The 25,512-nt window shown below is 70.6% G+C and carries 22 protein-coding genes; 10 read left to right on the top strand and 12 right to left on the bottom strand.

Features of this window, described 5'->3' with window-relative positions:
- Together ACWGIH_RS11650 and ACWGIH_RS11645 are read left to right on the top strand one after the other, a co-directional pair.
- Nucleotides 1-1,302, top strand: a complete 1,302-nt coding sequence (locus ACWGIH_RS11650) for a hemolysin family protein (protein ID WP_453452818.1) — start codon at nucleotides 1-3, stop codon at nucleotides 1,300-1,302.
- On the top strand, nucleotides 1,299-1,655 hold the full coding sequence (locus tag ACWGIH_RS11645; protein WP_453452820.1) for an MmcQ/YjbR family DNA-binding protein: 357 nt from the start codon (nucleotides 1,299-1,301) through the stop codon (nucleotides 1,653-1,655). Before ACWGIH_RS11650 ends, ACWGIH_RS11645 begins: the two co-directional genes overlap by 4 nt.
- Here the strand turns inward: ACWGIH_RS11645 and ACWGIH_RS11640 are convergent.
- Nucleotides 1,652-3,091 carry an MFS transporter gene (locus tag ACWGIH_RS11640; protein ID WP_453691630.1) on the bottom strand — a complete coding sequence of 480 codons (1,440 nt, stop codon included), beginning with the start codon at nucleotides 3,089-3,091 and terminating at the stop codon, nucleotides 1,652-1,654. The two genes, ACWGIH_RS11645 and ACWGIH_RS11640, sit on opposite strands and share 4 nt — an antisense overlap.
- An 87-nt stretch (nucleotides 3,092-3,178) precedes the next feature.
- Here ACWGIH_RS11640 and ACWGIH_RS11635 point away from each other — a divergent pair, with 87 nt between their 5' ends.
- Entirely contained in the window at nucleotides 3,179-4,087 is a 909-nt protein-coding gene (locus tag ACWGIH_RS11635) for a helix-turn-helix transcriptional regulator (protein ID WP_453447490.1), read from the top strand.
- Between the two features lie 26 nt (nucleotides 4,088-4,113).
- On the top strand, nucleotides 4,114-4,467 hold the full coding sequence (locus ACWGIH_RS11630) for a cytidine deaminase (protein WP_453447491.1): 354 nt from the start codon (nucleotides 4,114-4,116) through the stop codon (nucleotides 4,465-4,467).
- A 148-nt stretch (nucleotides 4,468-4,615) separates the two neighbouring features.
- Here ACWGIH_RS11630 and ACWGIH_RS11625 read toward each other — a convergent pair whose 3' ends face one another.
- Both ACWGIH_RS11625 and ACWGIH_RS11620 read right to left on the bottom strand, forming a co-directional pair.
- On the bottom strand, nucleotides 4,616-4,954 hold the full coding sequence (locus ACWGIH_RS11625) for a P-II family nitrogen regulator (protein ID WP_453447493.1): 339 nt from the start codon (nucleotides 4,952-4,954) through the stop codon (nucleotides 4,616-4,618).
- The gene (locus tag ACWGIH_RS11620; RefSeq protein WP_453447495.1) at nucleotides 4,951-6,258 is read right to left on the bottom strand and encodes an ammonium transporter; all 1,308 of its coding nucleotides are present in this window, start codon (nucleotides 6,256-6,258) and stop codon (nucleotides 4,951-4,953) included. The genes ACWGIH_RS11625 and ACWGIH_RS11620 overlap by 4 nt, the downstream gene beginning before the upstream one ends.
- Nucleotides 6,259-6,449: 191 nt before the next feature.
- On the opposite strand from ACWGIH_RS11620, the gene era reads away from it, so the two are divergent.
- Nucleotides 6,450-7,418 (top strand): GTPase Era, encoded by a 969-nt coding sequence (gene era / locus ACWGIH_RS11615; RefSeq protein WP_453447496.1) that lies wholly within the window; start codon nucleotides 6,450-6,452, stop codon nucleotides 7,416-7,418.
- 75 nt (nucleotides 7,419-7,493) lie between these two features.
- Here the strand turns inward: era and ACWGIH_RS11610 are convergent, their stop codons facing one another.
- From ACWGIH_RS11610 to ACWGIH_RS11595, 4 genes are all read right to left on the bottom strand, one after another.
- Nucleotides 7,494-8,774: an MFS transporter gene (locus ACWGIH_RS11610; protein ID WP_453510296.1), complete on the bottom strand. Its 1,281-nt coding sequence runs from the start codon at nucleotides 8,772-8,774 to the stop codon at nucleotides 7,494-7,496.
- A complete protein-coding gene (locus ACWGIH_RS11605; RefSeq protein WP_453447499.1) occupies nucleotides 8,738-10,108 on the bottom strand; it encodes a GH1 family beta-glucosidase in 1,371 nt (456 codons plus the stop codon). Before ACWGIH_RS11605 ends, ACWGIH_RS11610 begins: the two co-directional genes overlap by 37 nt.
- A gap of 75 nt (nucleotides 10,109-10,183) precedes the next feature.
- A complete protein-coding gene (locus tag ACWGIH_RS11600) occupies nucleotides 10,184-10,450 on the bottom strand; it encodes a protealysin inhibitor emfourin (protein ID WP_451203520.1) in 267 nt (88 codons plus the stop codon).
- Between the two features lie 37 nt (nucleotides 10,451-10,487).
- A complete protein-coding gene (locus tag ACWGIH_RS11595; protein WP_453447500.1) occupies nucleotides 10,488-11,558 on the bottom strand; it encodes a M4 family metallopeptidase in 1,071 nt (356 codons plus the stop codon).
- Between the two features lie 298 nt (nucleotides 11,559-11,856).
- Between ACWGIH_RS11595 and leuA the strand changes: the two genes are divergently transcribed.
- The 5 genes from leuA (at nucleotide 11,857) to ACWGIH_RS11570 (ending at nucleotide 18,686) form a co-directional block, all read left to right on the top strand.
- Nucleotides 11,857-13,584, top strand: coding sequence for a 2-isopropylmalate synthase (gene leuA / locus ACWGIH_RS11590; RefSeq protein ID WP_453447502.1), 1,728 nt, complete (start codon nucleotides 11,857-11,859; stop codon nucleotides 13,582-13,584).
- A 150-nt stretch (nucleotides 13,585-13,734) separates the two neighbouring features.
- Entirely contained in the window at nucleotides 13,735-14,469 is a 735-nt protein-coding gene (locus tag ACWGIH_RS11585) for a TerB family tellurite resistance protein (RefSeq protein WP_453447503.1), read from the top strand.
- Nucleotides 14,470-14,626: 157 nt separating this feature from the next.
- Nucleotides 14,627-16,711 carry an MMPL family transporter gene (locus ACWGIH_RS11580; protein ID WP_453447505.1) on the top strand — a complete coding sequence of 695 codons (2,085 nt, stop codon included), beginning with the start codon at nucleotides 14,627-14,629 and terminating at the stop codon, nucleotides 16,709-16,711.
- A gap of 65 nt (nucleotides 16,712-16,776) precedes the next feature.
- A complete protein-coding gene (locus ACWGIH_RS11575) occupies nucleotides 16,777-18,021 on the top strand; it encodes a sensor histidine kinase (protein ID WP_453447507.1) in 1,245 nt (414 codons plus the stop codon).
- Entirely contained in the window at nucleotides 18,018-18,686 is a 669-nt protein-coding gene (locus tag ACWGIH_RS11570) for a response regulator transcription factor (protein ID WP_453447508.1), read from the top strand. Before ACWGIH_RS11575 ends, ACWGIH_RS11570 begins: the two co-directional genes overlap by 4 nt.
- Nucleotides 18,687-18,828: 142 nt before the next feature.
- On the opposite strand, the gene ACWGIH_RS11565 is transcribed toward ACWGIH_RS11570, so the two are convergent.
- Genes ACWGIH_RS11565 through ACWGIH_RS11545 form a run of 5 tightly spaced genes read right to left on the bottom strand, consistent with a single transcriptional unit; the run spans nucleotide 18,829 to nucleotide 25,418 of the window.
- Nucleotides 18,829-19,764 carry a dihydrodipicolinate synthase family protein gene (locus ACWGIH_RS11565; protein WP_453447510.1) on the bottom strand — a complete coding sequence of 312 codons (936 nt, stop codon included), beginning with the start codon at nucleotides 19,762-19,764 and terminating at the stop codon, nucleotides 18,829-18,831.
- Nucleotides 19,761-20,816: an ABC transporter ATP-binding protein gene (locus ACWGIH_RS11560; RefSeq protein WP_453447511.1), complete on the bottom strand. Its 1,056-nt coding sequence runs from the start codon at nucleotides 20,814-20,816 to the stop codon at nucleotides 19,761-19,763. The genes ACWGIH_RS11565 and ACWGIH_RS11560 overlap by 4 nt, the downstream gene beginning before the upstream one ends.
- Nucleotides 20,813-22,804 (bottom strand): dipeptide/oligopeptide/nickel ABC transporter permease/ATP-binding protein, encoded by a 1,992-nt coding sequence (locus ACWGIH_RS11555; RefSeq protein ID WP_453447512.1) that lies wholly within the window; start codon nucleotides 22,802-22,804, stop codon nucleotides 20,813-20,815. Before ACWGIH_RS11555 ends, ACWGIH_RS11560 begins: the two co-directional genes overlap by 4 nt.
- Nucleotides 22,804-23,763 carry an ABC transporter permease gene (locus tag ACWGIH_RS11550; RefSeq protein ID WP_453447513.1) on the bottom strand — a complete coding sequence of 320 codons (960 nt, stop codon included), beginning with the start codon at nucleotides 23,761-23,763 and terminating at the stop codon, nucleotides 22,804-22,806. Before ACWGIH_RS11550 ends, ACWGIH_RS11555 begins: the two co-directional genes overlap by 1 nt.
- Nucleotides 23,760-25,418 (bottom strand): ABC transporter substrate-binding protein, encoded by a 1,659-nt coding sequence (locus tag ACWGIH_RS11545; protein ID WP_453447514.1) that lies wholly within the window; start codon nucleotides 25,416-25,418, stop codon nucleotides 23,760-23,762. Before ACWGIH_RS11545 ends, ACWGIH_RS11550 begins: the two co-directional genes overlap by 4 nt.
- Between the last annotated feature and the right edge of the window lie 94 nt (nucleotides 25,419-25,512).

Genomic DNA, 25,512 nt, shown 5'->3' with positions numbered 1-25,512 from the left:
ATGAGTTTTCAGCTGATCGCGGGCGCCGTCGCCCTGGTCGTCGTCGCCTGGCTCGCGGCCTGCGCCGAGGCGGGCCTCGCCCGCGTCTCCAGCTTCCGCGCCGAGGAGGCTGCCCGCTCCGGGCGGCGCGGCAGCGCCAAGCTCGCGCAGGTCGCCGCCGACCCCACCCGCTACCTGAACGTGGCGCTGCTCGTGCGCGTGGCGTGCGAGATGGCGGCGGCGTCCCTGGTGACGTACGCCTGCCTGAAGGAGTTCCCCGAGACCTGGGAGGCGCTGGCCATCGCCATCGCGGTGATGGTCCTCGTGTCGTACGTGGCCGTGGGGGTCTCGCCGCGCACCATCGGCCGCCAGCACCCGCTCAACACGGCGACCGCCGCCGCGTACGTCCTGCTGCCGCTCGCCCGCATCATGGGCCCGATCCCGCCGCTCCTGATCCTCATCGGCAACGCGCTCACGCCCGGCAAGGGCTTCAGGCGCGGCCCGTTCGCCTCCGAGGCCGAGCTGCGGGCGATGGTCGACCTCGCGGAGAAGGAATCCCTCATCGAGGACGACGAGCGCCGCATGGTGCACTCCGTCTTCGAGCTCGGTGACACCCTCGTACGCGAAGTCATGGTGCCCCGGACTGACTTGGTCGCCATCGAGCGCTTCAAGACCATCCGGCAGGCGCTCACGCTCGCGCTGCGGTCCGGCTTCTCGCGCATCCCGGTGACGGGTGAGAGCGAGGACGACGTCGTCGGCATGGTCTATCTCAAGGATCTGGCCCGCAAGACGCACATCAACCGCGACAGCGAGTCGGACCTGGTGTCGACGGCGATGCGCCCGGCGACGTTCGTGCCCGACACGAAGAACGCGGGCGACCTGCTGCGGGAGATGCAGCAGGAGCGCAACCACGTCGCCGTGGTCATCGACGAGTACGGCGGCACGGCGGGCATCGTCACCATCGAGGACATCCTCGAGGAGATCGTCGGCGAGATCACCGACGAGTACGACCGTGAGCTGCCGCCCGTCGAGGAGCTCGACGACGGCTGCTACCGCGTCACCGCACGCCTCGACATCGGCGACCTCGGTGAGCTCTTCGGGCTCGACGAGTTCGACGACGAGGACGTCGAGACGGTCGGTGGTCTGCTCGCCAAGGCGCTCGGCCGGGTGCCGATCGCCGACGCGTCCGCGCTTGTGCCGCTGCCGGACGGCCGTGATCTGCGGCTCACCGCTGAATCCGCGGCCGGGCGGCGGAACAAGATCGTGACGGTGCTCGTGGAGCCGCTCGCGCCGGCGGGCGCGGAGAAGGAGACCCCGGAGTGACGCCACAGGAGCTGCGCACGTTCTGCCTGTCGTTCAACGACGCGGCGGAGGAGTTTCCGTTCGGCCCCGAGACCTCGGTGTTCAAGGTCGCGGGCAAGATGTTCGCGCTCACCTCGCTGGACGCGGAGCCGCTGAACGTGAACCTGAAGTGCGAGCCCGACATGGCGGTCCAGTTGCGGGAGGCGCACCCGGAGATCGCGCCGGGATGGCACATGAACAAGCGGCACTGGAACACCGTGACCGTCGACGCGAAGCTCCCGGACCAGCAGGTCCGGGAGCTCATCGAGGACTCGTACGACCTGGTCGTCGCCGGTCTCCCGAAGGCCGTACGGCTCCGTCTCGACCGGCCCTAGGCGCCGCGCCGGGTGCGCAGGCCAGCCGCCACCAGGGCGGCCGTCACGAGCAGGACCGCCGCGTCGATCAGGAGCACCGTCCGCGTTCCCGCCAGGAGATCCGTGTTCGTGGTCGCGAGGACTCCCAGGAGCGGGATGCCGATCGTGATGCCCACCTGCTGGGTGGACGTCACCAGGCCCGTGGCCAGGCCCTGCTCCTCGTCCGGGACGCCCGACGTGACCGTCACGCCGTACGAGATGATCGCGCCGAGGTGGAACATGCTCGCCACCGACACTCCCGCCGTGGCGAGCCAGACCGACCAGGAGCCCTCGTCGATGCCGAGCAGCGTCGCGATCAACAGACCCTGGCCGAGCAGCGAGACCACGAGAGTGCGGCGCGCTCCGAAGCGGCTGATCACCTTGGGCGCGTAGATCCCGGCGACCACCGAGAGCACGCCCTGCACGCCGAAGACCAGACCGGTCCGGAAGGCGGAGAGCTCCAGGACCTCCTGGAGGTACAGCGTGAGGACGAAGATGACCGCCGACATCATCGAGAACGTGACGAGACCGCCCAGGTTGCCCCACGCCACCGTCCGCCGCCGCAGCATCGGCAGCGAGACGAGCGGGGACGCGGCGCGCGACTCGACGTATCCGAAGGCCGCGAGCAGCAGCACGCCCGCGGTCAGCGTGACGATGACGTCCGCGCCGCCGAAGCCGCGCTCGGCCGCCGTGGAGAGCGCGTAGATCAGGGCGAGCAGACCGCCGGTGACGGTGACCGCGCCGGGGATGTCGAGGCGGGGGCGGTCCGGGGTGCGGGACTCGGGCAGGAGGCGCGGCGCGAGCGGCAGCACGATCAGCGCGAAAAGCGTCAGCAGACCCATCGTGGAGCGCCAGCCGAGCGTGTCGGTGAGTACGCCGCCCAGGACCATGCCCACCGTGAAGCCGAGCGAGAGCAGCGTGCCGGATATTCCGAGCGCCCGGTCGCGCTGCGGGCCCTCGGGGAACGTCGTGGTGAGCAGGGACATGCCGGTCGGCACGATGGCCGCCGCTCCCACGCCCTGCAGCGCGCGCCCGGCGAGGAAGGACGCCGGGTCCCAGGCGAAGGTGGCGAGGAGCGAGGCGAGGCCGAAGAGCGCGAGGCCGCCGATGAACAGCTTGCGGCGGCCGAACAGGTCGCCGGTGCGGCCGAAGAGGAGCAGGAAACCGCCGGAGGGAAGGGCGAACGCCGTCACCGCCCACTGCAGCGCGGACTGGCTCATGCCCAGGTCGGCGCCGAGCACGGGCAGCGCCACGTTCAGCACGGAGAAGTCGAGCGCGACCATGAACTGGGCGGCGCAGAGCACGAAGAGGACGAGTCTGTCGCGGGAGGAGAGCTGGGGCGCCCCGGCCTTGGACCGGGGCTGTGGGGTGGGGGCCGTTGTCCTCGTGGACGGGGGAGTGGTGGTGTCGATCGCCATGGCAACGAGCTTCGGGCGTCCGGAATACCCGTGGGGAGCGGGAACTTATGCTGGTGGTCGTAACACCAGGCAGGGGGGAATCCGCGGATGGCAGGGACGAGTGAGGCGGCGGCCGTGCGGCCCCGGGACGAGGCCAAGGCACGGCGGCTCGGCGAACTGCGCGAGTTCCTGATGAGCCGCCGCGCCCGGGTCAGCCCCGCGGAGGCCGGCCTCCCGGACGGCGGCGCGCGGCGGCGTACGCCGGGTCTGCGCCGCGAGGAGGTCGCCGTCCTCGCCGGGGTCGGCGCGTCCTGGTACCAGTGGCTCGAGCAGGGCCGCGACATCTCGGTGTCGCCGCAGGTCCTCGACTCCGTGGGACGCGTCCTGAAGCTGTCGAGCACCGAGCGCCGCCACCTGTACGTCCTCGCCGGTCTCAATCCGCCGGCCCCCGAGGTCGAGCAGGCCGACCGGGACATGTGCCAGGGGATGCAGCGCCTGATCGACACGTGGATGCCGTACCCGGCGCACATCATGGACCGCTACTACAACTGCGTCATGTACAACGACGCCGCGGGGATGGTCTTCGGGATGCGACCCGAGATCACCCAGAACTGCATCGTGGACTTCTTCACGGACCCCATCTACCGCTCCCGGAGCGTGAGTTGGCGGACGAACGCGGAGACGGTCGTCGCGCAGTTCCGCGCGTCGTGCTCGGAGACCCCGGACGACGAGGGGTTCCAGGCGGTCCTCGCCGAGCTGCGGGAGGCGGCGGGCGAGGAGTTCACCGAGCTGTGGGAGCGGCGGGACGTGCGGCCCGCGGGGCAGGTGCACAAGGAGCTCACGCATCCGCTGGTGGGGGCGTTGCACGTCGAGTCGACGGCCCTGCGGGTGCCGGCGCGGCCCGACCTCACGATCGTGCTGCACACGCCGCTGCCGGAGGCGGAGACCGCGGCGAAACTGGAGTGGCTGGCGTCGCCGGAGGGGCGGCGGGGGTCCATGTACCCGGTGGCGGGGTAGGGCCCTTCGCTCCGTATGCTCGGCGTATGACCGAGAGTGCTGCGCTTGACGCTGAGGACCGGAAGATCGTGACGCTGGCTCGTTCGGCGCGGGCGCGGAACGGGGTGGCCGAGGGGGCCGCTGTGCGGGACGAGACGGGGCGGACGTATGTCGCCGGGACCGTCGCGCTTGCCTCCCTTCAGCTCTCCGCGCTGCGTACCGCCGTGGCGATGGCCGTGGCGTCCGGGGCGGAGTCGCTCGAAGCGGCTGCGGTTGTCTCGTCCGCGGAGGCACTTTCCGCGGAGGACCTTTCCGCTGTGCGGGACCTCGGCGGGGCCGGGACGCCGGTGTTCCTTGCGGGGACCGATGGGGAGATTCGGGCGCAGGTTCAAGCGAACTGACCTTTCCCCCACCCCGCCCCTTCCCGAAAACCCGCTCTGGCGCGGGAGCCTCGGTCGCCGTCAATCACCGGCTTCGCCGAGTTCGTCCTCAATCGCCGGACGGGCCGGAAATCCAGCCCGTCCGGCAAAAGGGGCGGGGTCGGGAGAATCACACCGCGTCCGGGCCCCGTTCCCCCGTCCGTACCCGTACCACCGTCTCCACCGGGACCGCCCACACCTTTCCGTCACCGATCTTGCCCGTGGACGCCGCGCGCACGATCGCGTCGATGACCGGGTCGAGGTCGGGGTCCTCCACGACGACCTCCACCCGCACCTTCGGGACCAGGTCCACCTGGTACTCCGCGCCCCGGTACACCTCCGTGTGCCCCCGCTGGCGTCCGTACCCGCTCGCCTCCGTGACGGTGAGGCCCTGGACGCCCAGTTCCTGGAGCGCGGTCTTCACCTCGTCCAGGCGGAACGGCTTGATGACCGCGGTAACGAGCTTCATCGGACGGTGCTCCCCTTCATCGGGCTGACCAGGACGCCGTGATCGTAGGCCGTCTCCGCGTGGTGCGTCTGGTCGAGGCCCGTCTGCTCGTCCTCCGCCGACGCCCGGAAGCCCATGAGCTTGTCGATCGCCTTGCCGATGCCGTACGTCACCGAGAACGTGTACGCCGCCACCGCGAGCACCGCCACCGTCTGCTTGCCCAACTGGCCGAGCCCGCCCCCGTAGAAGAGGCCCCCCGCGCCGTCCGTCATCGTGGCCGTCGCGAACAGGCCGATCAGGAGCGTGCCGATGACACCGCCGACCAGGTGGACGCCCACCACGTCCAGCGAGTCGTCGTAGTCGAAGCGGAACTTCCACGCCACGGCGTACGAGCAGACCACCCCGGCCGCGAGACCGACCACCGCGGCGCCGAGCACCCCGACGACCCCGCACGCGGGGGTGATGGCGACGAGACCCGCCACCGCGCCCGACGCCGCGCCGAAGGTGGTGGGGTGGCCGTCGCGCTTCTGCTCCACGAAGAGCCAGCCGAGCAGGCCCGTGCAGCCGGCGAGCAGCGTGTTCAGGAGGGAGGCCGCCGCGAGGCCGTTCGCGCCGAGCGCCGAGCCGCCGTTGAAGCCGAGCCAGCCGAACCAGAGCAGGCCCGCGCCCATCAGCACCATCGGCAGGTTGTGCGGACGCATCGCGTCCTTCTTGAAGCCGATGCGCGGGCCGATGACCAGGACGAGCGCGAGACCGGAGGCGCCGGACGCGATCTCGACGACCAGGCCGCCCGCGAAGTCCAGCGCGCCGAGGGACGAGGAGATCCAGCCGTCCGGGCCCCACACCCAGTGCGCCACGGGAACGTATACGAGCAGCGCCCAGAGCGGCACGAAGATCATCCACGCCGCGAACTTCGCGCGGTCCGCGATCGCGCCGCTGATCAGTGCCGTGGTGAGGATCGCGAAAGTGAGCTGGAAGGTGGTGAAGAGGAGGGTGGGGACCGTCCCGGTGAGCGTGCTCGGGCCGATGCCCGCCATGCCGAGATGGTCGAGGCCGCCGATCAGCCCCCCGAACGCGTCGTCGCCGAACGCGAGCGAGTAGCCGGCGAGCAGCCACACCACCGTGACCAGGGCGATCGAGACGAAGGACATCAGGAGCATGTTGAGGACGCTCTTCGTGCGGACCATGCCGCCGTAGAAGAGCGCGAGGCCCGGCGTCATCAGCAGGACGAGTGCGGTGGCCGCGAGCAGCCAGGCGGTGTCGCCGGTGTCGGGGCCCTCGGCCGCGGCCAGGGTCGTGAGGGGGTACGCGAACTGCGACTGCACGGGGAATCTCTCCTCCGGGTGGGGGCAGAGGGAGAGCGTCACCGCCCCGCGTTTCGGAACGGGCACCCGGGCGTTTCCGTCGTGTTTCGTGTTGCGCGAGGGTTTCCGGAGGCTCACGGACGGCCTGCCGGGGCCCGATCGGCGGCCCGAGGGCGCCTCGGGGTGCTGCGGCCCTCCGGCGATCAGGGAGAATGGGCGCCATGAGCGTTCGTACCGAGTCATCCGAGCCGTCAGAATCGTCGGGGGCGGCCCACCGCGCCGGCTTCGCCTGCTTCGTCGGCCGCCCCAACGCGGGCAAGTCCACCCTTACGAATGCTCTGGTCGGCCAGAAGGTGGCGATCACCGCGAACCAGCCGCAGACCACGCGGCACACGGTCCGCGGCATCGTGCACCGGCCCGACGCCCAGCTGATCCTGGTGGACACCCCCGGGCTCCACAAGCCGCGCACGCTGCTCGGCGAGCGGCTCAACGACGTGGTGCGGACCACGTGGGCCGAGGTCGACGTCATCGGCTTCTGTCTGCCCGCGAACGAGAAGCTCGGCCCCGGTGACCGCTTCATCGCCAAGGAACTGGCCGGCATCAAGAAGACGCCGAAGATCGCGGTCGTGACGAAGACCGACCTCGTCGACAGCAAGACGCTCGCCGAGCAGCTCATCGCCATCGACCAGCTCGGCAAGGAGCTCGGCTTCGAGTGGGCGCAGATCGTGCCGGTCTCGGCGGTCGGCGACAAGCAGGTCCAGCTGCTCGCCGATCTGATCGTCCCGATGCTTCCGAAGAGCCCGCCGCTCTACCCCGAGGGCGACCTCACGGACGAGCCCGAGCAGGTCATGGTCGCCGAGCTGATCCGCGAGGCCGCGCTCGAGGGCGTGCGGGACGAGCTGCCGCACTCCATCGCCGTGGTGGTGGAGGAGATGCTGCCGCGCCAGGACCGGCCCGCGGACAAGCCGATGCTCGACATCCACGCGAACGTATACATCGAGCGCCCCAGCCAGAAGGGCATCATCATCGGCCCGAAGGGCAAGCGCCTCAAGGAGGTCGGGATCAAGTCCCGCCAGCAGATCGAGGCCCTCCTCGGTACGCCGGTCTTCTTGGACCTGCACGTGAAGGTCGCCAAGGACTGGCAGCGCGACCCGAAGCAGTTGCGCAAGCTTGGCTTTTGAGCGGGGTGTACGTGGCTCGGCAGATCACCGGCTCCGCCGAGTTCGTCCTCAATCGCCGGACGGGCTCAACCCGTCTCACTCGACGCCCTTGATCCGGCACACCAGCAGCGCCCCCGCCAGCCCGATCACCGCCGCCACCAGGTACAGCACCCGGTAGCCGCCCAAGTGCGTCACGAGCGGGGCCGCCAGGGCGGGGGCCGCTACCTGCGGCAGGGAGTTGGCGATGTTGATGACGCCCATGTCCTTGCCGCGGTCCATGGCCTTCGGCAGGACGTCCGTCATCAGGGCGAAGTCCACCGACGTGAAGACGCCGAAGCCCACCCCGAGCACCGCCGCCGCGACGATGGCGCCGGGCCAGGTCTGCCAGCCGGACAGCAGGGCCGTCGCCACCGCCATCAGGACGCCCGACCAGAGCACGAACGGCTTGCGGCGGCCCACCCGGTCCGACCAGACGCCGCCCACGACCACCGTCGCGAGCAGCGTGAGGCCGTTCACCGCCGTGAGGATCAGGACGCCCTCGTCCGGGTCGGAGTAGTGCAGGCGGTCCCGCAGGTAGTAGAGGAGATAGAGCAGGACCAGGGCGTTGCTGAGGTTGATCAGGAAGCGGGTCAGCCAGGCCCACCCCAGGTCCGGATAGCGGCGCGGGCTCAGCCAGAAGGCGCGGGCGAACGACCGCCACGCGAACGGCGGCCTGTCCCGCGGCGCGAGGCGCAGGTCCCGGTGGCGCAGGACGTACGGGAGCACGCCCGCAAGCGTGAACACCGCGCACGCCGCGTATCCCGCGCCCACACCCCCCGCGGCCGTCGCGAGCCCCGTGCCCACGACCACGCCCAGGATCTGCGCCGCCCCCAGCCAGCCGCCGACCGAGCCCCGCTGGAGCCGCGGCACCCGGTCCGGCACGGCAGCCGTGACCGCGGCGAACGCGGCGTTCAGCGTGAGCTGCACCAGGCACCAGCCCGCCGCCATCCACCACACCGACCCGGCGGCCGAGAGCAGCAGGAGCGCCGCCGCGCCGCCCGCCGCGCCCGCCACGATCCACGGCGTACGCCGCCCGAAGCGCGACACCGTCCGGTCCGAGAGCGCGCCGAAGAGCGGGTTCGACGCGAGGGACACCAGGGCCCCGACGCCCGCCACCCACGCGAGCACCGTCTCCTTCGACGTGCCGGCCGGGGCGAGGTCCTCCGCCTGCAGGGCCAGGAGGATCTGCAGCGGGCCGTACCAGCCGACCCAGATCGCCCCGTTGGCGAGGGAGAGCGCGGCCGTCCAGCTCCGGCCGACCCGTTCGGCCGGCTCCTTCAGCGCGTCGACCGGCGTCGTGGTCATGCCCGCTGGGCCCGCAGCGTCTCGCGCAGCCATGCGTACGACGCCTTCGGGGTGCGCTCAAGAGTGGCTGTGTCCTCGAAGTCGACGTGCACCAGGCCGAAGCGCTGCCGGTAGCCCTCCGCCCACTCGAAGTTGTCCATCAGGGACCAGACGAAGTAGCCGCGTACGTCCACGCCCGCCTCCAACGCCCGGTGCAGGGCGCGCAGATGGCCGTCGAGGTAGTCGATCCGGCGCTGGTCGTCGATGCCCTCGTACGAGCAGCCGTTCTCGGTGATCACCAGCGGTGGCAGGCGGTCGCCGTACCGGTCGCGGAAGCCGGTGAGCAGCTCGGTCAGCGACTCGGGGACCACCGGCCAGCCGAAGTCCGTCACCGGGTGACCCGCGATCTCCCGGGGCGAGAAGGGGAGTTCGGGCGGGAGGGTGAGGCCGGAGAACTCCGTCGCTGCCGCCGCCGGGAGCGGGGCGCCCACCTTGGTCGGCTGGTAGAAGTTGATGCCGTACCAGTCGACCGGCTCGGCGATGACCTTCAGGTCGGCCTCGATGTCGCCGCCGGGCATCAACTCACCTATGCCGTCCGGGTATCGGCCCAGGATGAGCGGGTCCGCGAACAGGCGGTTGAGGAGCACGTCGTAGAAGTCCGCCGCCTGCGTGTCCTCGGCCGAGGAGGACGCCGGCCAGGTGGGCCCGTGCGAGTTGGCGATGCCGATGTCCGTGACGCCCGCCGCGCGCAGCGCCCGTACGGCGAGACCGTGGGCGAGGAGCTGGTGGTGCGCCACCGGCAGCGCGTCGAACATCAGCTGCTGACCGGGCGCGTGCTGGCCGAGCGCGTGACCGAGGAGGGTGTGCTCGGCGGGCTCGTTCAGGGTGATCCACTTCTTGGCGCGGTCGCCGACCCGCGCTGCCACCACGCCCGCGTACTCCGCGAAACGCTCGGCCGTGTCCCGCCGCAGCCAGCCGCCCTCATCGGCGAGCGCGAGCGGTGTGTCCCAGTGGAAGAGCGTGGGGACGGGGCTGACGCCCGCCGCGCACAGCTCGTCGACGAGGCGGTCGTAGAAGTCCAGGCCCGCTGCGCTCACCTCGCCCGCCCCGCCCGGCAGCACGCGCGGCCACGACACCGAGAAGCGGTAGGCGCCGACGCCCAACTCGCGGATGAGCGCGACGTCTTCGCGGTAGCGGTGGTAGTGGTCGCAGGCGACGGCGGCCGTCGTGCCGTCCTTCACCCTGCCCGGCACCGCCGTGAACGCGTCCCAGACCGAGGGGCCGCGTTCGTCGACGGCGCCCTCGATCTGGTGAGCCGAGGTGGACACCCCCCACACGAAGTCGCGGGGGAACTGAGGGAGTGGTTCGCGCGCAGGGGTCGCTGCCATGGGCGCGATCTTCCGTACGGTCGCGTACGGAAGTCAATGGGCGTGCCTCAGAAAAGGTGAACACCGCTCAGGTTTTTACGAGCCCTCCTTGAGGACGCGCGTGATCAGCTTGCGCTGTGGATCGGTCAGGCGGGGATCCGAGCAGTACACCGTGTGTCCGTCCACGGTGAGCTGGTAACTGAAGCCGTCCGGCACCCCTATCGGTGGCGTGCTCCGGCCCTCTGCCACGGCCTCTTCGGCCAGGGCCTGCCACTCGTGGGCATCGGGCAGTCCCGAGGTGTCGACCTCGGCGTGCCGCTCGATGCCCGCGAATCCTCCCGTGCGCTTCACCTGGATACGCATGGAACCTGTCTACTCCATGGGGAGGCGGGTGGGTAGGTCAGTTGGTGGGCACGCCGACCTGGGACCACGCCTTCACCACCGCACCGTGCTCCTCGCCCTCGCCGTACTTGTCGCGCGCCGCGGCCACGGTCAGCTTCGCGAAGTCCGCGAAGGACGCGTCCTGGGCCAGCTCGCCGCCGGTCAGGACGGCGTACCAGATCTGTCCGGCCCGCTCCCACGCGTTGCCGCCGAGCGCCTCGGCAAGGAGGTAGAAGGCGTGGTTGGGGATGCCGGAGTTGATGTGCACGCCGCCGTTGTCGCGGCCGGTGCGGACGTAGTGGTCCATGTCGGCGGGCTGCGGGTCCTTGCCGAGCACGTCGTCGTCGTACGCCGTGCCGGGCGCCTTCATGGAGCGCAGTGCCGTGCCCGTGACGCGCGGGGCGAGCAGCCCGGCGCCGATCAGCCAGTCGGCCTCGGTGGCGGTCTGGCCGAGCGTGTACTGCTTGATCAGCGAGCCGAAGACGTCCGCGAAGGACTCGTTCAGGGCGCCCGGCTGGCCGAAGTACGTGAGGTTCGCCGTGTACTGGACGACGCCGTGCGTCAGCTCGTGGCCGATGACGTCCACGGGGATGGTGAAGTCGAGGAAGATCTCGCCGTCACCGTCGCCGAACACCATCTGCTCGCCGTTCCAGAATGCGTTCCCGTACTTCTCGCCGTAGTGGACCGTCGCGTTCATCGGCAGGCCGCTGCCGTCGATGGAATTGCGCTGGTACGACTTCAGGAACAGCTCGAAGGTCGCGCCGAGGCCCGCGTACGCGCGGTTGACGGTCGCGTCCTTGCCGGGCTTCTCGCCCTCGCCGCGGACCTTGCGGCCCGGCAGCTCGGTCTTGTGCTTCGCGTCGTAGATCGTGCGGTGCGGCTTGCTCTCCGCGGCTTCCTTGGGCAGCGAGACGGACGGGGCGCCGATGACCGTGGTCAGGCGGCGGTGGGTGCGCTCGATGGAGTCCCGTTCCAGGGTGCGACGGGCGGGACCCGCGAGCGCGGCGTCGTCACTCTGGGCCAGAGTGTCGAGCACGTGGGGCGGAATGATGGTGCAGAAGACAGGCTCGAAGCCTGGGTTGGCGGTCATGGCGTGCAATGTGGCACTGGGTCATGCCGCTGTCACTACCTGCAACCATGATTAGTGAAATAGAGGTATTGATCACCTCTTACCCGTTACCTGACGGCGATCCCGCATACTGATACGCACCCGCGCACACAGCGCGGCTCGGCTAGGCTGCGGAGCATCATGCGTTACGGGCTGCTTCTCCTTAGCTGCCGCGGCGAGGGCCTGTAGTCGAGGCCGACCCCCTCCCCGCGGAGTTCGGTGTTGCTCGCGAAGCGACCGTCGGCCGTCCTTAAGGACACTCCCGAGGAGCCCCCGCATCATGGCCATCAAGCCGAATCTGCAGCGCGCCACGTCCATGCCGATCCACAAGTACGGGCAGTACGACCAGGTCGACATCCCCGACCGCACGTGGCCCGACAACCGGATCACGGTCGCTCCCCGCTGGCTCTCCACGGACCTGCGTGACGGCAACCAAGCGCTGATCGACCCGATGTCCCCCGCGCGCAAGCGCGAGATGTTCGACCTGCTGGTCCGCATGGGCTACAAGGAGATCGAGGTCGGCTTCCCCTCGTCGGGCCAGACCGACTTCGACTTCGTACGGTCGATCATCGAGGACGGCGCGATCCCGGACGACGTCACCATCTCCGTCCTGACGCAGGCCCGCGAAGAGCTGATCTCCCGCACGGTCGAGTCGCTGGTCGGCGCCAAGCGCGCCACCGTCCACCTCTACAACGCGACCGCGCCCGTCTGGCGCGAGGTCGTCTTCCGTGGCTCGAAGGACGCGGTCAAGCAGATCGCCGTCGACGGCACGCGCCTGGTCATGGAGTACGCGGAGAAGCTGCTGGGCCCCGAGACGACCTTCGGCTACCAGTACAGCCCCGAGATCTTCACGGACACCGAGCTGGACTTCGCCCTGGAGGTCTGCGAGGCCGTCTGTGACGTATGGCAGCCCGAAGAGGGCCGCGAGATCATCCTGAACCTGCCCGCCACGGTCGAGCGCTCGACGCCCTCCACCCACGCGGACCGCTTCGAGTGGATGTCCCGCAACCTGAGCCGCCGCGAGCACGTCTGCCTGTCCGTCCACCCGCACAACGACCGCGGCACCGCCGTCGCCGCCGCCGAACTGGCCATCATGGCCGGCGCCGACCGCATCGAGGGCTGCCTGTTCGGGCAGGGCGAGCGCACCGGCAACGTCGACCTGGTCACGCTGGGCATGAACCTGTTCTCGCAGGGCGTCGACCCGCAGATCGACTTCTCCGACATCGACGAGATCCGCCGCACCGCCGAGTACTGCAACCAGATGGAGATCCACCCCCGCCACCCGTACGCGGGCGACCTCGTCTACACCGCCTTCTCCGGCTCCCATCAGGACGCCATCAAGAAGGGCTTCGAGGCGATGGGGATGCGGGCCGAGCAGCAGGGCAAGACGGTCGACGACATCGAGTGGGCCGTCCCGTACCTGCCCATCGACCCCAAGGACGTCGGCCGTTCGTACGAGGCCGTGATCCGCGTCAACTCGCAGTCCGGCAAGGGCGGCATCGCCTACGTCCTGCAGAACGACCACAAGCTGGACCTGCCGCGCCGCATGCAGGTCGAGTTCTCCAAGATCATCCAGACGAAGACCGACACCGAGGGCGGCGAGGTCACGCCGGACGCGATCTGGGGCATCTTCCAGGACGAGTACCTGCCCAACCCCCAGAACCCGTGGGGACGCATCCAGGTCAAGAACGGCCAGACCACCACGGACAAGGACGGCACGGACACGCTGACCGTCGAGGCGACGGTCGACGGCGCCGACACCGTCCTGACCGGCACCGGCAACGGCCCGATCTCGGCCTTCTTCCACGCACTGCAGGGCATCGGCATCGACGTACGCCTCCTGGACTACCAGGAGCACACGATGAGCGAGGGAGCCTCCGCGCAGGCCGCGTCGTACATCGAATGCGCCATCGGTGACAAGGTCCTGTGGGGCATCGGCATCGACGCCAACACCACGCGTGCGTCGCTGAAGGCCGCGGTCTCCGCGGTGAACCGCGCCGCACGCTGACGCTTCCCGGCCGCCGGACAGGCCGAAAATGAGCCTGTCCGGCGATCGTCAACCGGCCATCTCTCGCCCAGGGTGCTGACGCCACATCAACAATGTGGCTAACATCACGCCCAACGCGGCAATGTTGCCGGGGCGTTACGGAGGTGCGCGGTGCTGCCAGATCGGGGACGAAACGGCCGGGAATCCCGCATCTTCGCCACGCCCGTTTCACGTGGGCGGGTCCTGCGCAGGCGTGTGATCGGCGTACACACGGCCTGGACCACCGTCGGGGACGGCGAGTTCTTCTGCCCCGGCTGCGGCGGCGACCGCAACTACCAGCGCCGCACGGGCCGACGCCGCTTCGTCCTGCTCGGCGTACCGGTCCTGCCGCGCGGCGCGGCAGGACCCATCGTCGAGTGCGCGGCCTGCGGCGACCACTTCGGCACGGACGTCCTCGGCCATCCCACCACCACGCGCCTCTCGGCCATGGTGCGCGACGCCGTGCACACCGTCGTCCTCGCCATCCTCGCCGCGGGCGGCACCTCCTCGCGCACGACGCTCGACGCGGCCGTCGGCGCGCTGCGCGGGGCGGGCTTCGACGGCTGCCGCGAGGAGCAGCTCGTCGCGCTCGTCGACGCGCTCGCCGCGGACACCGGACGGGCGACCGTGCCGGACTGCGGGCCCGGTCTGGCCATAGAACTCCACGAGGCGCTCGGCCCGTTGGCCCCGCACCTCGCCCCGGCGGGACGCGAGGCGCTGCTGCTCCAGGGCGCGCGGATCGCCCTCGCCGACGGCCCGTACACCCCCGCCGAGCGCGAGGTGCTCGCCACCGCGGGCGGCGCGCTGACCATCGGCGCGGACGAGGTGACGCGGCTGATGGTGGCGGCGCGGACCACGCACTTCTGACCCGAGGGAAGCAGGGACGCTACTCCCGGGGGAGTAGTACGACGCTGATGTCTCCCAGCGCGGTACTCCCCAACTCGCCCTCGCGCCCGACGGATCGTGCGGCTCCCTCCGGAAAGGTTGGCACCGAACTTGCCGACCTGCCGGAAGGAGGCCCGTCATGCGGGCCGAACAGACCACCTCGCGCCGGCGCCGAGCCGTGCCCTGGGGGCTCCTGGGGCTGTGGATCGCCGTCATCGCGCTCGCCGGGCCCTTCGCCTCGAAGCTGGCCGACACCCAGCAGGACCGCGTTGTCGACTACCTCCCCGCCAGCGCCGACTCCACCCACGCCGCCGAACTCCAGGCCCAGTTGCCCGGCGGCGAGGCCACCGAACTCGTGCTCGTCTACCACCGTGACCAAGGCCTGACCGCCGCCGACCGCGAGACCGCGGCCGCCCAGGTCGCCGAGATCGGCCGGGACCACAAGCTGACCGGCACCCCGCGCGCCGTACCGTCCAAGGACGGCACCACGCTGATGTACCCGGTGGCGAGCAACGAACCCGGCCAGGACGAGGACGCCAGGGACGCACTGGTCGACGACATACGCGAAGTCGCCGCGGGCAAGGGCGGGCTGAGCGTCGACGTGGGCGGGCCGGGGGCGCTCACCACCGATGCGGGCAAGGTCTACAACTCGCTCGGCGGGCCGCTGCTCTACACCACCGCCGGGGTCGTGGCACTGCTCCTGATCCTCATCTACCGCAGCCCGTTCCTGTGGCTCGTGCCGCTCGCCGTCGCGGGCATGGCCGACTACCTGGCGATGGGCATCGCGTACGGGCTGCACGAGGGCTTCGGGACGTCCGTCACCGGCCAGAGCAGCGGCGTGATGACGATCCTCGTCTTCGGCGCGGGGACCGACTACGCGCTGCTCATCGTCGCCCGCTACCGCGAGGAGCTGCGCAGGATCGAGCGGCCCTACGACGCGATGGTCGCCGCCCTGAAGGGATGCGGTCCCGCCGTACTCGCCTCGTCGGGGACGGTCGCGCTGGGGCTGTTCTGCCTGCTCGCCGCCGACCTGAACAGCAGCAGGGGCATGGGCCCGCTGGGCACGGTCGGCGTGCTGTGCGCGCTCTTCGCGATGCTGACGCTGCTGCCCGCGCTCCTGGTCCTCCTCGGACGGCGCGTGTTCTGGCCGCTCGTGCCCGCCTTCGGCAGCGAGCCCAAGAAGCGGCGCAGTCTCTTCTCCATGATGGGGAGTTCGGCGGGGCGCAGGCCCCGCGCCGTGCTCCTGGGCGGCGCCGTGCTGCTCGGCGCGCTCGCCCTGGGGGCGTTCAACCTGCCGGGCGCGCTGAAGCAGGAGGACTCCTTCACCAAGACACCCGACTCCGTCACCGCGATGGAGACCCTCGCCAAGGCCTACCCCGAACAGGGCACCCGGCCCCTCACCGTGCTGGTCCCCGAGGACCGTGCCCCCGCGGCCCTGTCCGCCATCAAGGACACCAAGGGCGTGGACAGCGCGCAGAAGGGGCGTACGGGGAAGGGCTGGACGGAGATCTCCGTGATCGCGACATCCGCGCCCGAGTCGGCCGGCGAGACGGAGACGATCAAGGCGCTGCGGGCGGACCTCGACGGGTCGTACGTCGGCGGTGCCAGCGCCCAGCAGCTCGACCTGAAGGAGACGAACGACCGTGACACCCTGATCATCGTGCCGCTGGTCCTCGTGGCGGTGCTGCTGATCCTGGTCGTGCTGCTCCGGTCGCTCGTCGCGCCGTTGATGCTCCTCGCGGCCGTGGTCGCGGTGTGGGGCGCCTCGCTGGGCATCGCGGGCCTCGTCTTCGAGCCGCTCATGGGCTTCGAGGGCACGGACCCCGGGCTCGGACTGCTGTCCTTCGTCTTCCTCGTCGCCCTGGGTGTCGACTACGGCATCTTCCTGATGCACCGCATGCGGGAGGAGTCCCTCGCCGGGGCGGAGCCGGGGGAGGCCGCGCTGACCGCGCTGCGGACCACGGGCGGCGTCATCGCGTCGGCGGGTCTGGTGCTCGCGGCGACGTTCGCGGTACTCACCAGCATGCCGTTGGTACAGCTGGTCGAGCTCGGCTTCGTGATCGCGGTCGGGGTGCTGCTCGACACGTTCCTGGTGCGGACGTATCTGGTGACCAGCGCGAGCGTGGCCCTGGGGCGCAAGGTGTGGTGGCCGGGCAAGCTGTCGCGGCCCGCGGCCGCAGGGCCGGTGGCGGAGCCGAAGCCCGAACAGGTGCACGCCTCCTGACCGTTGACCGCTCACGGGCGCCCCTTCCCTGCCGGAGGGGCGCCCTCGTACGGGAGGATGGAGCGGTGGGGAGACAACCGCGGGTTCAGGTCCGGCAGCGCTCGTCCGCGCCGCGCGGCCTGCTGCCCTTCACCGGGGCCGTGCCCGGCACATCGCGTGCCCGGCGGGACGACGCGCTGTTCGCCGCGGGGCTCGCGGCGCTGTCCACTCTGCTCGCGGTCTTCGTCGAGGACGGACGCCGCCCGGATCTGCTCGGCTGGGCGCTGCTGCTGTGCGCGCACGTGCCGTTGGTGTGGCGGCGCAGCCGTCCGCTGCCCGTGCTGCTTGCCGTCGTGGCGTGTATCGCGCCGTACCACGCCATCGACTACACGCACATGGCCGCCGTTCCGGTCGGCATGGTCGCGCTCTACACGGTGGCCGCCTCCGGGCGTCCGCGCCGCGCCCTGATCACCGGCCTCCTCGTCGTGGGCGTCACGCTGACCGTCAACGCGAGCGTGGAACCGCACCAGGTGGGCGAGGTGCTCAGGATCTCCGGCTGGATCGTCTCGGTGCTGCTGCTCGGCGTGTACGTGCGCATCCACCGGCAGTACGTCACCTCCGTACTGGAGCGTGCCGAGCGCGCCGAGCGCACGCGCGAGGAGGAGGCGCGGCGGCGGGTCGCCGAGGAACGGCTGCGGGTCGCCCGCGATCTGCACGACCTGCTCGCGCACAGCATCACCCTGGTCGGCGTGCAGACCTCCGTCGCGGCCCATGTCCTCGCCGCTGATCCGGAGCGGCTCGACCGGGCGGCGGTGGCCAAAGCACTGGACGACATCGCCGAGACCTGCCGGTCGGCCAGGGGCGAACTCCGGGCCACGCTCACGGTGTTGCGGGAGGCGGGCCCCGGCCCCGAAGCCGACGAGACGCGGGGGCCGTTGCCGGGGCTCGACGGCCTTCCCGACCTGGCGGAGGCCGCGCGTACGTCCGGGGCCGAGGTCGATCTGGCGGTACGGGAGGCCCAGGCGCCGCCCGCCGTGGGCGCGGCGGCCTACCGCATCGTGCAGGAGGCGCTGACGAACGCGGTGCGGCACGGCGGGCCGGGGCTCACCATCCGGGTGGGGATACACACGGAGGGGGCCCAGCTGCGGGTGACGGTCGCGGACGACGGACGAGCCGCCGATGACCCCTCGCACACTCCCGGGTTCGGCCTCGTGGGGATGCGGGAGCGGGCCCGGAGCGTGGGCGGCACCCTGGAGGCGGGGCCGCGGTCCGAGGGAGGTTTCATGGTGTCCGCCGTGCTGCCGCTGGTACCCGTGGGAGGGCTTCGATGACGATCCGTGTGCTGCTCGCCGACGATCAGACGCTGGTACGGGCGGCCTTCGCGATGCTGGTCGAATCCGCCCCGGACATGGAGGTGGTGGGGCAGGCGGGGACGGGGCGGGCGGCGGTCGATCTGGCCCGCTCGGAGCGGGCCGATCTCATCGTCATGGACATCCGGATGCCGGACCTGGACGGGATCGAGGCGACGCGGCTGCTCGCGCGGGACGAGGACCTGGCCGGGGTGAAGGTGCTGATGCTGACGACGTACGACACGGACGAGCATGTCGTGGAGGCGTTGCGGGCCGGGGCCTCGGGCTTCCTGGTGAAGGACACCAAGCCGGCGGAGCTGCTGGAGGCGATCCGTACGGTGGCGGCGGGGGAGTCCCTGCTTTCGCCGGGGCCGACTTCGCGGCTCATCGCGCGGGTGCTGCGTGCTCCTGCCGCGGTCCCCCCTCCGGAAGATCTGGCGGGACGGTTGAGCGAGCGGGAGTGCCAGGTGCTCTCGCTGGTGGCGCGGGGCCTGAACAACACGGAGGTCGCGGAGACGTTGGGGCTGAGTCCCTTGACGGCGAAGACTCATGTCAGCCGGATCATGGGGAAGTTGGGGGCGCGGGACCGGGCGCAGCTGGTGATCGTGGCGTACGAGTCGGGGCTGGTGCGGCCGGGGGAGGGGTAAGGGCGGTTCCCTGCGGGGCTCTCCCCCATCCCGCCCCTTCCCGAAACTGGGGCTCCGCCCCAGACCCCGCACGTGGCTCGGTCGATCACCGGCTTCGCCGAGTTCGTCGTCAAGAGCCGGACGGACCGCACAGCGAAAACCGCTACAACAACCCCGCCCCTGCCAGAAACTTCCCCACCCGCTCAACCTCCCCGGAGGACAACGGAACCTGCGGCTCCGCCGTAACCGGGCAAGCAATGACGCCCCGTAGATACAGCGCAGCCTTGAACGCACCCAACGCCGACGAACTACCCCCCATGCGCCCCGCATCCCCCACCCGCACCATCCCGAAGAGCCCGCACAACCGCTCCTGCTCGGCCCGCGCCCGCGCCCAGTCCCCCTCCCGGCAGTAGCGGTGGAGACGGGTGTACCCCTCGGGGTCCACGTTCCCCAGGCCCGGCACCACCCCGTCCGCGCCCATCGCGAGCGCCGAGTCCACCGTCGTCTCCGAACCCGTCAGCACGCTGAACCCCGCGACGTCCGCCCGGCCCCGCGCCCCGAGCACCACTTCCCGGAAGTCGCCCTCGTCCCCGCTGGAGTCCTTGAGACCGGCCAGAACACCCTCTGCCGCCAGTTCCAGGACCAGCTCGGCGGGCAGTTTGGAGTGGACCGAAGCCGGGAGGTCGTACGCGAAGACCGGGGCCGGTGAGCGCGCCGCGACGAGGCGGAAGTGGCGGGCCATCTCCGCCGGGTGCGTGCGCGTGTAGAAGGGGGCCGTCACCACCACGCCGTCGGCACCGGCGTCCGTCACCGAGCGGACGTGGTCCAGGACCCGTGGCGTCGTCATGTCGATCGCCCCGGCGAGGACCGGGAGTTGGCCCCCCACATGTCCCGCCACCGTCTCGATCACCAGCCGTCGCTGGACGTCCGTCAGGTACGCCGCCTCGGACGACGATCCGAGGACGAACAGGCCGTCGACCCCGCCCGACACCAGATGGTCGACCAGACTGACGAGCGACGCCGTGTCCACCTCGCGGTCCGGTGTCAGGGGCGTGCAGACGGGCGGAACGACACCGCTCAGCGGGGTGGTCAAGGTCATGGGGTCTCCCTGGGGCTCGCGTCCGTGGCGGCGGACTGGATCACTAGCTCGTGCGTGGACTGGCCGTCCGGCACGGGGTGGTGGCAGCGGTAGCGGTGCCCGGACCCCGGCGTCGACTCGACGTCCGGCATGGTGGCCGCGCAGGCGTCGTCCGCTTTCCAGCACCTCGTACGGAACGGGCAGCCGCTCGGCGGTCGCGTGGCCGACGGCACCGGGCCGACGAGCGGGATCGGGTCGATGGGGTCAAGGAGGCCGGGCGTCGCCGAGAACAGGGCGCGGGTGTAGGGGTGGCGTGCCCTGTCCAGGATCTCTTCCGCTGGTGACTCCTCCACGATTCTGCCCAGGTACATGGTGATGACCCGGTCGCTCATCCGCCGCACCGTCTGGATGTCGTGCGACACGAAGACCAGGGCGAGGCCGAGCCGCTCCTTCAGGTCCAGGAGGAGGTTGAGGATCTGGGCGCGCACGGAGACGTCCAGCGCGCTCGTCGGCTCGTCCGCCACCACAAGCTCCGGTTCGAGGGCCAGGGCACGCGCGATCGCGACGCGTTGGCGCTGCCCGCCCGACAACTGGCCGGGCAGGCCGTCCGCGAGGACCTTGGGGAGGCCCACCAGGGACATCAATTCGCGTACACGTGCGTCGCGTTGGGCCGGGGGGCCCATCCTGTGCACGTCCAGGGGGTCGCGGAGTATCTGGCGTACGGTCAGCCTGCGGTTCAGGGCCGTCGACGGGTCCTGGAAGATCATGCCGGTGTTCCGGCCGATCGCGGTGCGGCGCTCGGCGGGCTTCATCGTCCACAGGTCGCGGCCCCGGAAGGACACCGTCCCCGCCGTGGGCTGCTGCACCCCCACGAGCACCTTCGCGAGCGTCGACTTGCCGCATCCCGACTCGCCCACCACGCCCACCGTCTCGCCGGGCGCGATGGTCAGGTCGGCGCCGGTCAGGGCGTACACCCGCTCGCGCGAGAACAGCCCGCCCGAGCGTGCCCGGTGGACGACGTGCGCGTCGGAGAGGGTGATCAGGTTCTCGGTGGCCGTGTTCCTCGTCGTCACTTGAGGGCCTCGCTTCCCCTGGGCCGCGGCACCCCTGGCGGCTGCTGCGCCGGGTGGTGGCAGGCGATGGAATGCCGTGCCCCGCCGACGAGTTCGGGCGCCGTCGTGCGGCACACCTCGCTCGCCAGGGGGCACCGGTCCGCGAACCGGCAGCCCGCGGGGAAGTCGGCCGGCGAGGGGACGACGCCCTTGATCTGGGTCAGGCGTTCCGCCGCCGATTCGAGCGAGAGGACCGAGCCGAGCAGGCCGCGTGTGTAGTGGTGCGACGGCGCCTCGACGAGGTCCGCCGTCACGCCCGTCTCGACGATCTGGCCGCCGTACATCACCACCACCCGGTCGGTGACGTCCGCGACCAGGGCCAGGTCGTGCGAGACGAGGATCAGCGCGAAGCCCAGCTCCTCGCGCAGGCGGAGCAGGAGTTGGATGACCTGGGCCTGGACCGTGACGTCCAGGGCCGTCGTCGGCTCGTCGGCGACGATCAGTTTCGGGTCGCGGGAGAGGGCCATCGCGATCAGGACGCGCTGGCGCTGGCCGCCGGAGAGTTCGTGCGGGTAGCTGCGCAGGGTGCGGTCCGGGTCCAGGCCGACCAGTTCGAGGAGTTCGACCGCCGTGCGGCGCCCTCCTCTGCGTACGACCTGCTTGAGCTGGGAGCGGACCGTCATCGCGGGGTTCAGGGAGGACAGGGCGTCCTGGTAGATCATCGCCATGTCGTGGCCGAGCAGCCGTCTGCGGACGCGCATCGGCATGCCGAGCAGTTGCTCGCCGTCGAAGGTGACCCGGCCGCCGATACGGGCGCCCTTGGGTTCCAGGCCCATCACGGTCAGCGCGGTGAGCGACTTGCCGCAGCCCGACTCGCCGACCAGGCCGAGGACTTCGCCGGGCCGGACGTGGAAGCTGATGCCGTCGACGATGTCCACGCCGCCGTGACGGGCGTCGAAGCCGATGGTGAGGTCGGAGACCGTGAGCACCGGGGTGCCCTCCGGCAGCGGGCGCGCGCGGGAACGCAGGCGCTCGGCCGCCTCCGTCAGGCCCGGCAGCTCGAGGACCTTGCCGCTGCCCGGCTCGGGCGCTTCGAGGCGGTCCTCCTTGCGGGCCTCTCCCGGCACGTCGCGCGTCGCGGGCGCCGCCCACGCGTCCGACACGCCCTCGGAGAGGATGTTCAGGGCGAGGACTGTGATCAGCATGAGCAGGCCGGGGAAGACCGTCGCCCACCAGCCGCCGAGCAGCACCATGTTCTTGCCGTCGGCGATGACGCTGCCCCAGGACGGGTCCGGTGGCCGCACGCCCGCGCCGATGAACGACAGCGACGCCTCGAAGACGATCGCCTCGGCGACCTGCACCGTGCAGAACACCAGGATCGGCGCCGCGCAGTTGATGGCCACGTGCTTGATCAGGATGTGGGGGGTGCGGGCCCCCACGATGCGTTCGGCGACGACGTAGTCCTCGCCGTACTGATCCATCACGTTCGCGCGCACCACCCGCGCGATCGGCGGGGTGAAGAGGAACGCGATGGCGCAGATCAGCACGAGGATGCCGCCGCCGAAGACCGCCACGAGCACGGCGGCGAGCGCGATCCCGGGGAACGCCATGACGATGTCCAGGCACCGCATCAGCGTCTCGTCGACCGCCTTGCGCGAGGTCGCCGCGATCGCCCCGAGCGCGGCCCCGACGATCAGGGCGAGCAGCGTCGCCCCGAGCCCGATGGCCAGGGACCAGCGCGCCCCGTACATCAGCCTGCTGAGGATGTCCCGGCCGAGGCTGTCCTGCCCCATCCAGTGGTCGCCGGTCGGGTGGCCCGTGCCGTCGGCCTGCGGCTGCTGGTCGAGCGGGTCGTGCGGGGCGATCAGCGGCGCGAGGAGCGCCACGAGGACGACCACGCCGATCACGCCCACCGCGATGCGCGAGAGCACGGGCAGCCGGCGCAGGGAGCGCAGCCGGATGCCGGGCCGCGAGAGCCGCTCGGCCAGGGCCTTGCGCGACGTGATCATCAGGCGGTCCCCCTCAGACGCGGATTGACCAGCAGGTAGAGGATGTCGAGGACCAGGTTCACGATCACGAAGCCGACGGCCGTCGTGATGACGACCCCCTGCACGACGGCCGGGTCGCCGTTCTTCACGGCGTCGATCATCAGCTTCCCCATGCCGGGCAGCGAGAAGATCGTCTCGATGACGACGGCGCCGCCGAGCAGATAGCCGACCCGCAGGCCGAGCACGGTCAGCGGGTTGATGAGGGCGTTGCGCAGGACGTTGCGGCCGACCACCACGACCGGTGGAAGACCGCTGCCGATCGCCGTCCGCACGTAGTCCTTGTCGAGTTCCTCGACCACCGCGGTGCGGATGATGCGGGTGAGCCCGGCGGCCACCGGCAGGGAGAGCGCGAGGGCGGGGAGGGTCATCGACTTGAGCCAGCCGGTGAAGGAGTCACCGGGATTGACGTACCCGCCGGTCGGGAACCAGCCCGCCTCCACCGCCAGGTACTGGATCATGAGCAGCGCCAGCCAGAAGCCGGGTGCCGCCACACCGGTCAGCGAGATGACGCGGATCAGCTGGTCCGGCAGCCGGTCGCGGTAGATCGCGGCGGTGACGCCGAGCAGCAGCGAGATGACCACCGCGATGCCGAGCCCCAGGAAGGTCAGCTGCAGGGTGAGCGGAAGCGCGGTGGTGACCTGTTCCATCACCGGCGAGCGGGTGAGCACGCTGATGCCCATGTCGCCCTGGATCAGATCGCCGACGAACGCGGCATAGCGCACCGGCAGCGGATCGAGCAGGCCGTTCTCCTCGCGGAAGTCCTGCAGCTGCTCCTCGGTCGGATTGGCGCCCTGGAAGAACGCCGACGCCGGGTCGACGTCCGAGAACCGCATCACGAGGAAGACGAACAGGACGATGCCGAGCAGCAGTGGGACGAGCAGGACCAGGCGGCGGACCAGGATTCGGAGTACCGCGATCACGTCGCCCACTTCGCCTGGAGCAGGTTGATCCCCGGGTAGGGCTGGGCCTTGACGCCGGTGAGCTTCTTCGGGTCCCAGGCGGTCATCAGCTCGTTGTGGACGACCGGGTAGATCACCGCCTGCTCGGCGACGGTGTCGATGTAGTCCTGGACCATGGCCTTCTTCTTGGCCGCGTCCGGCTCGCGCGTCGCCTGGTCCATGTCCTTGAATAGCTTCTTGGCGACGGCGTTGTCCGCCCAGCGGGCGTAGCCCATCCACAGGTTCTCGGGCCCGTAGTTGTAGTGCATGATCAGGTCGGGGTCGATGCCGAACTGGTTGGGGTTCGATGCGGCCGCGACGACCTGGTAGTCCTTCTTCTGGTCCATCTTGGTGAAGACGGCCGTGGTCTCCTGCGGGTCCAGCGTCGTCTTGACGCCGATCGCGTCCCACGAGGCCTTGATGGTCGGCAGGCAGTCGACGATCCAACTCACGTTCACCGCCATGAGGTTGATCGAAAGATCCTTGACCCCGGCTTCCTTCAGGAGCTTCTTCGCCTTCGCGGGGTCGTACTCATAGACCGTCTTCGCCGGCCGGTAGGCGGGGTTGGACTCGTTGAGGAACGAGGTCGACGCCTTGCCGTGGCCCTTGAGCGCGACCTGGATCATCTTCTCGGTGTCGATGGCGTGGTGCAGGGCCTGCCGCACGCGTACGTCGTCGAAGGGCTTGTGCGCGGTGTTGAACATCAGGAACAGGTTGTTCATCCCCGCCCCGCCCTCGACGGTGAGCCCGCCCTTCTTGAGCTGCTCGATGTTGGCGTACGGGATATTGTCCGCGATCTCCGAGTCCGCGCTGCCACCGGAGATCTTCGCGACGCGGGGTGCCGCGTCCACGATGGTCAGCCAGTTCATCTTCTTGAAGGCTGCCTTGCGGGGGCCGTTGTAGTCGTCGAAGGCCTCGAAGGTGGTGTTGGACTTCGGGGCGTGCGACGCCTGCTTGTACGGGCCCGAGCCCACCGCCTTGCCCTTGGTCGCGTCGTCCCAGGCGCCGGGCTCGGAGAAGACGTGCTTCGGCATGATCTTGGCGAGGGAGAGCCGGGCGAGGCCGTCCGGGAACGGGAACTTCAGGGTGAGCTCGACGGAGGTCGCGTCGACCTTCTTGACCCCCTTCAGCCAGCTCTCGAAGAAGCCCTTGGCCAGGGTCTGCGTCTTGGGGTCCAGGATGCGGTCGAAGACGAACACCACGTCGTCGGCGGTCACGGGCTTCCCGTCGTGCCACTTGGCGCCGGGCCGCAGCGTGAACTTCCAGGTGGTCGCCCTGTCGTCGGTGGGGATCTGCGTGGCGAGCGCCGCGTACGGCTCGCGGGTGATGGGGTCCGTGTTGAGGAGCCCCTCGTAGATGTGCTCGTTGCCGGCCATAGCGAAGGCGGACGCGGTCTGCGTCGGGTCCCAACTGCCGTCGTTGCCGTACCCGATGACGGCGGTGAGGGTCGAGTCGCCGCCCTTGCCGCCGCCGTCTCCGGCCTCGTTCGTGGACTCGGGCCCCGACGAGCAGGCGGAGAGCGTGGTGGTGATGGCGGCGGCCGCGCCGAGCACACCGGTGTACTTGAGGAAGGACCGACGGTCCGGTGCGGGTCCGGTGTGACCGGTGGAGCCGATGCTGGTCTTCTGGTCGCTCACTGTGTCTCCCCTTGCTCCCGTGAGAGATCCCACGTCCTACGTCGTGGTGGCGTGGCGACCATAAAAGGGGCCGGGAGGGCGGTCAAGGCCCTGG

This window comes from Streptomyces sp. NPDC054872 (assembly GCF_053610705.1).
The sequence above is the reverse complement of the archived record's forward strand: the minus strand, read 5'-3'. Positions and strand labels throughout refer to the sequence as shown.